The organism is Pseudomonas sp. 3A(2025) (assembly GCF_054589175.1).
The window spans coordinates 1-249 of the sequence record NZ_BAAILM010000067.1; the positions used below are offsets into that span (position 1 = coordinate 1).

The 249-nt window shown below is 53.4% G+C and carries 1 rRNA gene; it reads right to left on the reverse strand.

Going from position 1 to position 249, the window contains the following annotated elements:
- Positions 1-210 (reverse strand): 16S ribosomal RNA (locus tag ACYP2A_RS22225); the annotation flags it as partial.
- Between the last annotated feature and the right edge of the window lie 39 nt (positions 211-249).

The following is a 249-nucleotide window of genomic DNA, read 5'->3' on the forward strand; positions in this document are numbered from 1 at the left end:
AGGCCCGAAGGTCCCCTGCTTTCTCCCGTAGGACGTATGCGGTATTAGCGTCCGTTTCCGGACGTTATCCCCCACTACCAGGCAGATTCCTAGGCATTACTCACCCGTCCGCCGCTCTCAAGAGGTGCAAGCACCTCTCTACCGCTCGACTTGCATGTGTTAGGCCTGCCGCCAGCGTTCAATCTGAGCCATGATCAAACTCTTCAGTTCAATACTGCAATCGGGTTTTGAGAAAACCCTATAAACTTG